The 9195-nt window shown below is 69.3% G+C and carries 9 protein-coding genes; 7 read left to right on the forward strand and 2 right to left on the reverse strand.

The features are described 5' to 3' along the window. Window positions 1–93 precede the first annotated feature (93 nt). On the reverse strand, window positions 94–1701 hold the full coding sequence (dnaK, locus tag ACN469_RS28315) for a molecular chaperone DnaK (protein ID WP_498772706.1): 1608 nt from the start codon (window positions 1699–1701) through the stop codon (window positions 94–96). A gap of 198 nt (window positions 1702–1899) precedes the next feature. Between dnaK and ACN469_RS28320 the strand changes: the two genes are divergently transcribed. From ACN469_RS28320 to ACN469_RS28350, 7 genes are all read left to right on the forward strand, one after another. Next, window positions 1900–2736 carry a class II glutamine amidotransferase gene (locus tag ACN469_RS28320; RefSeq protein WP_498772708.1) on the forward strand — a complete coding sequence of 279 codons (837 nt, stop codon included), beginning with the start codon at window positions 1900–1902 and terminating at the stop codon, window positions 2734–2736. A gap of 281 nt (window positions 2737–3017) precedes the next feature. Then, window positions 3018–3479 carry an ATP-binding protein gene (locus ACN469_RS28325; protein WP_498772710.1) on the forward strand — a complete coding sequence of 154 codons (462 nt, stop codon included), beginning with the start codon at window positions 3018–3020 and terminating at the stop codon, window positions 3477–3479. Between the two features lie 47 nt (window positions 3480–3526). Further along, window positions 3527–4174, forward strand: a complete 648-nt coding sequence (locus ACN469_RS28330; RefSeq protein ID WP_498772728.1) for an ATP-binding protein — start codon at window positions 3527–3529, stop codon at window positions 4172–4174. Beyond that, complete coding sequence (locus tag ACN469_RS28335) at window positions 4171–4737, forward strand: SpoIIE family protein phosphatase (protein WP_498772730.1); 567 nt, start codon at window positions 4171–4173, stop codon at window positions 4735–4737. The genes ACN469_RS28330 and ACN469_RS28335 overlap by 4 nt, the downstream gene beginning before the upstream one ends. Continuing rightward, window positions 4734–5225: an STAS domain-containing protein gene (locus tag ACN469_RS28340; protein ID WP_498772712.1), complete on the forward strand. Its 492-nt coding sequence runs from the start codon at window positions 4734–4736 to the stop codon at window positions 5223–5225. The genes ACN469_RS28335 and ACN469_RS28340 overlap by 4 nt, the downstream gene beginning before the upstream one ends. Window positions 5226–5316: 91 nt before the next feature. After that, window positions 5317–5736 carry an STAS/SEC14 domain-containing protein gene (locus tag ACN469_RS28345; RefSeq protein ID WP_498772714.1) on the forward strand — a complete coding sequence of 140 codons (420 nt, stop codon included), beginning with the start codon at window positions 5317–5319 and terminating at the stop codon, window positions 5734–5736. Window positions 5737–5901: 165 nt separating this feature from the next. After that, window positions 5902–6543: a hypothetical protein gene (locus ACN469_RS28350; protein ID WP_498772716.1), complete on the forward strand. Its 642-nt coding sequence runs from the start codon at window positions 5902–5904 to the stop codon at window positions 6541–6543. Window positions 6544–6576: 33 nt separating this feature from the next. On the opposite strand, the gene ACN469_RS28355 is transcribed toward ACN469_RS28350, so the two are convergent. After that, window positions 6577–9195 (reverse strand): Ig-like domain-containing protein (locus tag ACN469_RS28355; RefSeq protein ID WP_498772718.1); only part of this gene is annotated, 2619 nt, incomplete at its 5' end.

The following is a 9195-nucleotide window of genomic DNA, read 5'->3' on the forward strand; positions in this document are numbered from 1 at the left end:
AATGGCGGGACGCGCGGGAGCCGCCGGTGTCCCGGGAGGGCTTCCCGGCGGCTTGCCGGAGCTGGGATCGGTAGGCTCGGACATCGCGCTCGTCTACTGGGCCACGGCGGGCAGGTCGTTGTTGGTGTGTCCGGCGAGGCGCGTGCTGCGGTTCGCCTGGATGGACTTCTGGATGTCGTCCTCGGACATGCCAGACGACAAGGTGATGGTCGTCGACGTCTTCTGTCCCGTCTCCGTGTCGCACGCGGACACGTTCACCAGTCCGTCCGTGTTGATCTCGAAGGTGACCTCAATCTTCACCTCGCCGCGATAGCCGATGCGGAAGCCCGCGAACTCGAACTCACCGAGCATCTCGCACTCGTCGGCCCGGTTGGATTCGCCCTGATACACGCGAATCTTCACCTTCTCCTGCCCGTCGCGGCTGGTGGTGAACGCCTTCGAGCGGTCGATGGGCACCGGCGTGTTCTTGTCGATGATCTTCTCGGTGTACCCGCCCACCGTGCCGATGCGCAGCGTCAGCGGCGTGACGTCCACCAGGAACGTCTCCGTCTTGCTGTCCAGCAGCGCATGCGACTGGAGCGCCGCGCCCATGGCCACGACCTGGTCGGGGTTGATGCCCTCCAGCGGAGCCTTCTGGAAGTAGTGCTTCACGGAGTTGCGGATGATGGGCAGCCGCGTGGGCCCGCCGACGAGGATGACCGCGTCGATGTCCGCCGCCGTCAGCCGCGCGCTCTGCAGCGCCTCGTCGCAGACCTTGAACGTGCGCTGCACCAGGTCCATCACCATCCGGTTGAACTGGTCCTGGTTCAGCGTGTGACGCAGGTCCATCACGTTGCCCTGCGCGTCCTGGCAGATGCCCGCGCACAGGATGTCCGCGGAGCCCGTCTGCCCCACGTCGATCTTCGCCTTCTCCGCGGCCTCCTTCAGCATCTGGAGGCAGAACTTGTTCTGCCTCAAATCCAGCCGCGTCTTGTTCAGGAAGTCGTCCGCCAGCCACGTCATGATGCGGTCGTCGAAGTCGTCGCCGCCCAGGTACGTGTCGCCCGCCGTCGCGAGCACCTCGAAGACGTCCTTGCCGATCTCCAGGATGGACACGTCGAACGTGCCGCCGCCCAGGTCGTAGACGACGACGCGCTGGTTGACGTCCCGGCCGAAGCCGTAGGCCAGCGCCGCCGCCGTGGGCTCGTTGAGGATGCGCAGCACCTCCAGCCCGGCGATGCGGCCCGCGTCCTTGGTCGCCTGGCGCTGGTTGTCGTTGAAGTACGCCGGAACCGTGACGACCGCCTTGGTCACCTCACGTCCCAGATAGGTCTCCGCGACGGCCTTCATCTCCTTGAGCACCAGCGCTGAGATTTCCGGCAGCGAGTACGCGCGCTCGCGCACGCCGATGCGCACCGAGTTGTTCTCGCCCTCGACGATGCGGTACGGCATCACCGCCTGCGCCTTCTTCACCTCGTCGGAGAAGTAGTAGCGACCGATGAGCCGCTTGGCCGAGTACACCGTCGTCTCGGGGCTGGTGATGATGTTCTTCTTGGCCGCGTTGCCCACCAGCACCGAGCCATCCTCGAGGAAGGACACGCAGGAGGCATGCGTCGTCTCTCCCCACTCGTTGGGGATGACGATGGGCTGGCCATCCTGGACCACCGACACGCACGAGTACGACGTGCCAAGGTCGATGCCGATTGCGATGTCGTCCGACATTCCATCTCCGGTGAAGGGTCTTGCCCGAGGCCGTCGGTGAAGCGCCCGGAGGTTAGGAGCCTCCGGAAGACGTGTCAATGTTCGTTCAATGTAAAGCCCAGCCATTTCAAGCACTTAGCGAAGAGGCAAGGGGGCGTGCCCGCTGGCTTGAGGGGGGGAGGCGACGTCATTATCTATGAAGCAAAGGAGTTCTCCCTCATGTCCGTCGTCCTCGCAGCCCTCACGTCAGACCCGAACCTGCTCAGGTGCGAGCTCCACCGGCTCGCCGAGCAGGTGCTCGTCCAGACGGAGCCTCGCGCCAACGCGGTGGGGGTGGGCGCCTACGCCCAGGACGAGGTCCTCCTGCGCCGCTTCTCCAGCGCGGAAGGTGAACCCTCGCTCATGGGACTCGCCCCACCGGGCGAGTCGGAAGCCCTGCTGTTCCATGCCAGCCGACTCCCCGTGGGCCAGTCGCTGGAAGAGAACACCCAGCCGTTCCGCTCGCGCCGCTGGCTGTTCGCCCACCAGGGCAGTGTCAGTGGCTTCGACGAACTGCGCGCCTCCCTGTTGGCCTCGCTGCCAGAGCACTTGCAGCGCCAGGTGCACGGTGGAACCGACAGCGAGGTGCTGTTCGCCCTCTTCCTGCGTCAGCTGCGCGACGTGGGGCGCACCGACGACCCCAGGCTGGAGGCCCACGTCGCGGGTCGCCTGCTGGCGGACACCGCGCGCGAGGTCATCAAGCGCTCCGTGGACGCGGGTATCCCCCGTGCCCCCACGCTCAACCTCGTCGCCACCAACGGCGCCGTCCTCGTGGCCTGCCGCTTCGGCGAGGAGCCGCTGTTCTATTCGCGACTCGAAGGCGGCGCGGAGTGCGAGCCCTGCGGCGTGACGGCCAGCTCCTCTGAGTCACAGCCCGCCGTGGGCGCCCACCGCCGCCGCCGCACCGTCGTCGTCGCCAGTCACCTGAAGCGCCCCGGGAGCTGGGTGGAGCTGCCTCGCGGCACCACCCTCGCCGTGGGGTTGGACCTTCAGGTGCAACTGCTCAACGGCGGCTGAGCCCGGAAGGCGCTCTCCTGGTCGAACGCCCACGCACTTCGCGTGGGTCGTTCCCGCCCCGTGGCTCGTGGGGACGCGCGCGGTGAAGTGACGGATTCCCGGTGCATCCCGGCGAAAGCAGGTGAAGCGCGGGAGGAAAACGAAAAAACCCAGGATTTTAGACGCCACTTCCGGGAAACGGAAGGGCATTCCATGGGTGCTTCGTGAACCGCTTTACAATCCCCGCAAATTTATTGCCTCATGCTGGCGTAATTCCAAGGGATTTACTCCAGGACTGACTTTTGCCGTTGCCGCTGCCCGCCACCGCCTTGCTGGAGTCCCGGCTGTCCGTGGTCGTTCGCCATCCCGTGGATGCGGTGGTGGCTGCCTCGCTGGGTCGGCGCTTCGCGCGGGACTCGGGCCTGTCGGCGTCCTCCAGCGCGGAAGTGGCGGTGGTGGTGAGTGAGCTGGCCACCAACCTGGTGCGCCACACGCGAGCGGGCGGGACGGTGGAGGTCTGGTGCGAGGACGACACCTGGCTCTGCATCCGCGCGTTGGACCGGGGTCCGGGCATGGCGGAGCCGGAGCGGCTCTTCCTGGGCCGCGAGGGACGTGCCGGGCCGTTGCCGGGCGAGAGCCTGGGCGAGGGCGGCGCCGCGGTCCGCCGGCTGACCGACGAGGTGCGTGTGTCCAATCGCGAGGGCGGCGGCCTGGAAGTGTTCGCGCGCAAGCGCATGAAGCTGGATGCAAGGAGACCGTGGTGAGTCGGGGCGTGACGAGTACACAGCTGCTGGGCGTCTTGCAGCTCTTCATGACGGAGACCGCGGCGCGGCTCGTGCTGAGAGGAACGCTGGAGCCGCTGCGGCTGTCGGCGGACACGCTGAGCGCGGCGGAGCTGCCGCGCGTCATCGAAGCGCTGGAGCCCGCCACGCGTCACTTCGTGGACGCGGCCCGTCGCCCGGACCTGGCCGCTCGCCTGCGGGCCTTGATGGTGGGGACGGCCACCGTTCCCTCGGGGCTGAACGCGCGCGAGCCGACGGTGTTGGCCGCCGCGCCGACGGTGATGGACGTCAGGCCCACCACGTACCTGGTGCGCACGGAGTCGGACGCCAGCCACGCGCGGCTCGCGGCGCGAGCGCTGTGTGAGTCGATGGGTGGGCGCGGCTACGAGTGCCAGAAGGTCGCGACGGCGGTGAGCGAGCTGGCGCGCAATCAAATCGCCTATGCGGGCGGCGGCACCATCCAGCTCATCCCCGTGCAGTCGCCGCGCAAGCTCTTGCGCGTGCGCGCGGAGGACCAGGGCCGGGGCATTCCCGAGCTGGAGCGCGTGCTGTCGGGCACCTACCGGAGCAAGACGGGCATGGGCCTGGGCATCCTGGGCGTGAAGCGACTGGCGGACCGGTTCGAGGTGAACACGGGCGCCTCCGGCACCCTGGTGGAGTTCGAGGTGTGGCTGTGAGGTTGTCCGTCGCCCATCTGACTCGCCCGAAGGTCGGCGAGGTGGAGAACGGCGACGGCGTGGTGGTGCGCGTCGACGGGCCGTACACGCTGCTGGCGGTGGTGGACTCGCTGGGCCACGGCCCCGCCGCGGCGCAGGCGACGGCGGAGGCCTCGCGCTGCCTGGGCCAGACGCCGCTGGGCCCGTCCGTGGAGCCGCTGATGGAGGCGCTTCACGCGGCGCTGCGCCACGGCCGGGGCGCGGCCATCATGCTCGCCGTGTTCGACGGGCACACCCTCCACTGTGGCGGCGTGGGCAACGTGGAGCTGCGCACGGTGGGCACGCGCGTGCCCGTGCTCCCCACGCCGGGCATCCTCGGCCAGTCCTTCCGCACGCTGCGCACCGTCTCCACGCCGCTGTCGCCCGGAGACCGGCTCGCGGTCTTCACCGATGGCTTGAGCTTTCGCCTGGACCTGGAGCTGGTCCGAACGCAGTCCCCCGACGCGGCCTGTGCGTTCCTGCTGGAGCGCTTCGGCCGTGCCACCGATGACGCCACCGTGCTGGTGGCCGATGTGGAGTCATGATGGGCGCCCCGGACAATCCCTACCCGTCGCGAGACTTGTCGCGCATCCCCATCATCCCGCTGTGGGGTCAGCTCATCGTTCCCCTCCAGGGTGACATCACCGACGCGCAGGCGGCGCAGCTCAGCTCGGACGTGCTGCGCGACATCCAGCGCACCGGCGCGAAGGGGATGGTGGTGGACATCTCCGGCCTGTGGCTGGTGGACAGCCACCTGTGCGCGGTGCTGGCGCGGCTGGCCGCCTCGGCCCGGCTGATGGGCACGCGCACCGTGCTGTGCGGCATGGGCGCGGACGTGGCGCTCACGCTCCAGAGCATGGGCATCCAGCTCGACGGCGTGGAGACGGCGCTGGGGCTCGAGCAGGGGCTTGCGCTGCTCGGTGTCCAGGTGGTGGGCGCGCGCACGGCCGCGTCGGAGCGCGAGGAGGCCCAGCGGCTCGCGGACGAGATGCTCGGCTTCGTGTCGCCTCCCACGTCCAGGCCCGTCGTCTGAAGGGCCCAGCGACCGCTTCCACTCGCCGTGGCCGGGGAGCACCTCCGCTCCCCAGCGCTGACCGCTTCCGGGTTCATCGAGGAGACACGTCATGGTCCGCATGTGGACGTTCGGTGACAGCAAGATGTGGTTCGAGTCTCCCGACATCGTCCGACTGGTCCATGTCGGGGTGTTCGACCTCAAGCTCATCCAGGCGCTGTGCGGAGTGGGGCGCGAGCTGATGGTGGTGCAGTCCCGGCTCTACCTCTTCTGCGACGCGCGCCGTGGGTCGAGCATCTCGCCGGAGGCACGCAAGGCGTTGAGCGAGACTCCGGAGGTGATGCCCTACGAGGGCATCGTCATCTTCGGCGCGAGCTTCGCGCTGCGCACCATGGCCAGCATGTTGGGCCGGCCCTCGGGCCTGCTGGGGCGGTCGCAGGGCGCCTCGTTCGGCATGGTGGACACGGAGGAGGAGGCCCGGAGCTGGGTGGCCGCCCGGCGCTCGGTGCTGGAGGCCGCCCGAGCCTCCTGACGCGAGGGGCCGAAGGGGGCGCGAGGAAATCTCCGCCCATGAATGCAAAGAAAATCCCGGGGTGCCGACCTCCTGGCACGACGTGGGGGGAATTGGCGGGTCCGCCGGCCCTGACCGCGTCTTGGCGCGATGGTCGCGCCAGGTCCCAGCCCGGAGATGACACCCATGAAGCTGTTCCTTTCGGCCCTTGCCACGCTGTGCCTCGCGACGCTGCTGTCCGCCTGCGGCGAGCCGATGCCGGAGTCCCCGTCCGACAACCATGAAGAGACGGCGCGCTCGCCGCTCCCGCCCCTGCCCGGTGAGGGCGAGGACCCGGGCGGTGGTGGTGGTGGCTGCGGCGGCTGTGGCGGCGGCTCCACCCCTGTCACCATCAGCACCGCGCAGAGCTCCACTCCGCCCGGCTCCATCAGCGCGAATGTGCCCATGTACCCGCTGAGCTATGGCCGCCCGCTGGACGAGTGCCGGCAGCCCAGCCACACGTGGATTCGCTACAGCAGCCCGCTCAGCCAGGGCGGGACGCTCACCTTCGCCGGCGTCGTCGCGCCCAGCAGCAAGGCGAACTTCTACATCTACAACGCGCAGGGGCAGCTGGTGAAGACGCACCAGACCCACCACTCGCATGACAACTGCGTCATCGCGCACGAGCAGGAAGTCGCCACCACCCACGAGCTGGTTCCGGGCACGTACTACGTCTACTCGTCGTTCTGGTTCATCGGCGCCTACCTGAACGGCGGCTGGTACTCCAACGGCAGCATCGGCCCCATGGCCTGGACCAACATCTACGTGGGCTCGTTCACCATTCAGTGACGCGAGCCCCGCCTCGGCGGTGAGGAGGACGCCTCACCGCCGACGGCGCAGTCCGAGCAGGCCCACCCACGCCAGCCAGACGAGGCCGAGCGGGAGGGCGCCCGCGGCGCTGGAGCATCCGCCCACGCCGCCGCCCTCCACCGTGCTGGGACGGATGACGTTCCACTGGTGATGGGCGGGGGTGAGCTGCACGTTGCCCGCGAGGTCCGTCGCCACCACATCCAGCGTGTGGACGCCCTCCGCCAGCGAGCGCACGGTGAGGGGGCTCTCGCAGGGCGTCAGGTCCACGCCGTCCAGCGTGCACTTGAAGCCGGCGACGGTCTCCGAGGGGGTCAGGGTGAAGGTGACCTGGGAGAGCGTACTGGTGCCGATGGGGCCGCCGCTGAGGACGGTCGTCGGCGGCAGGACGTCCACGATGAAGGCGCGCGGCGTGGACGCGGCCCCGGTGTTTCCCGCCACGTCGGTGGCCCTGACCAGCAGGTTCTGCGGACCGGAGATGATGGTCAGTCCAATCTTCACCGCCCACTCGCCTCTCTCGTTGGCCTGCGTCGTCCCCACGGGCAGTCCATTGAGGGTCGCGGTGAGCGTGGTCCCTGGCTCCGCCGTGCCGGTGAGGGTGTCGAAGCCCGGCCCGACGATGGCGTCGGCCGTCGGTGTGACGACGAGCGGGGCCGCGGGCGGCGTGGTGTCCACGGTGAAGGCGTGGGAGTCGGACTCGGCGCTGGCCCGGCCGAAGCCGTCCGTGCAGTAGGCGCTGACCAGGTGGAGCCCATCCGACAGGGCCGTCGTGGGCGTGTGCTTCCACTCGCCCGCGCTGTCGACGACGGGCTTCTGGTCCTGGGGCAGGCCATCCAGGCGCACGGTGAGGATGCAGTTCTGTTGGGCCGTACCGCGGATGAGCGGAGTCCGCGTGTTCACGAGCGAGGCATTCGCGGGGCCCAGCAACGCGGGCTTGCCCGGGAGCTCCAGGTCGAGCGTGAAGTTGCGCACGATGGTCGGCCCCACGTTGCCGGCGAGGTCCACCGCATTCACCTGCATGGCGTGCTGTCCGTGGGCGAAGGGCGCGGTGGGAGCGTAGGACCAGTTCCCCGCGCCATCCACGGTGACATTCGCGAGCGCGGCGCCATCCAGGCGGATGAAGATGGTGCTCTCCGCCTCCGACGTCCCCGAGATTCGGGGGGTGGCGGTGGTGAGCGTTTCGTTCTGGGCCGGCGCGCTGACCTGGCTGATGGGGAGCGTCGTATCCACGCGGAAGGACCTCGCGGAGGACAGGTCCCCCACGTTCCCCGCGAGGTCGGTGGCCCGCACCTGCACGTCGTGTCGCGCCTGGGTCAGCGCCGTCGCCGGGGTGTATGCCCAGGCGCCGGTGTCGGAGACCGTCAAGGGGCCTGCTTCGAGGCCGTCGATGAAGATGCTCACTCGGGAGCCCACCTCGGCGGTGCCGCTGAAGTCAGGGCGCGTCCTGGCCACCACGGCATTGTTGGCCGGGACGCTGATGACGGGAATCGGCGGGGGGCTGGTGTCCACGGTGAAGGAGCGCTCCGCGGCGGGGCCCGTGTTGCCAGCTCCGTCGGTGGCGGTGACGGTCATCGTGAGCGGTCCTTCAGGGAGCGTGGTGCTGGTGGGCAGCGCCCACTCTCCGGCGGCATTGGCCCTTGGGGCGCCGATGACCGTGCCATCCACGCGGACCGTCACGGTGCTGTTCGGTTCAGCGGTGCCGTCGAAGGCCGTGCCGGTAGTGCCCACCAGGGCGCCCGCGACGGGCGTCTGAATCACCGGAGCGATGGGGGCGGTCTTGTCCACGGAGAAGGTGCGCGTCGCGGTGGGGCTCGTGTTGCCAGCTCCGTCGGTGGCGGTGACGGTCATCGTGCGATTTCCCGCGGCGAGTGTGGTTCTCGTAGGCAGCGACCACTCTCCGTCGGCATTGGCCTTCGGGGTGCCGATGGCCGTGCCGTCCACGCGGACCGTCACGGTGCTGTTGGCTTCGGCGGTGCCCTCGAAGGCCGTGCCGGCGATGCCCACCGAGGCGCCCGAGGCGGGCGTCTGAATCACCGGGACGATGGGAGCGGTCCTGTCCACGGTGAAGGAGCGCGTCGCGGTGGGGCCCGTGTTGCCAGCTCCGTCGGTGGCGGTCACGGTCAGCGTGAGCGGTCCTTCAGGGAGCGTGGTGTTGATGGGCAGCGCCCAGGCGCCGTCGGCAGTGGCCTTCGGGGCGCTGATGACCGTGCCGTCCACGCGGACCGTCACGGTGCTGTTGGCTTCGGCGGTGCCGATGAAGGCCGTGCCGGCGGTGCCCACCAGGGCGCCTTCAGCAGGCGTCTGAATCACCGGGACGATGGGTGCCGTCTTGTCCACGGAGAAGGAGCGCGTCGCGGCGGGGCCCGTGTTGCCAGCGGCGTCGGTGGCGGTGACCGTCATCGTGCGCGTCCCCTCGGCGAGCGAGGTATTGGTGGGCAGCGACCAGTTGCCGTCGACATCGGTGTTTGGGGTGCCGATGACCGTGCCATCCACGCGGACCGTCACGGTGCTGTTGGCTTCAGCGGTGCCGATGAAGGCCGTGCCAGCGATGCCCACCGAGGCGCCCGAGGTGGGCGTCTGAATCACCGGGGCGATGGGGGTCGTCTTGTCCACGGAGAAGGAGCGCGTCGCGGC

It is taken from the genome of Corallococcus terminator (assembly GCF_049194865.1).
GTDB classification, from domain to species: domain Bacteria; phylum Myxococcota; class Myxococcia; order Myxococcales; family Myxococcaceae; genus Myxococcus; species Myxococcus terminator_A.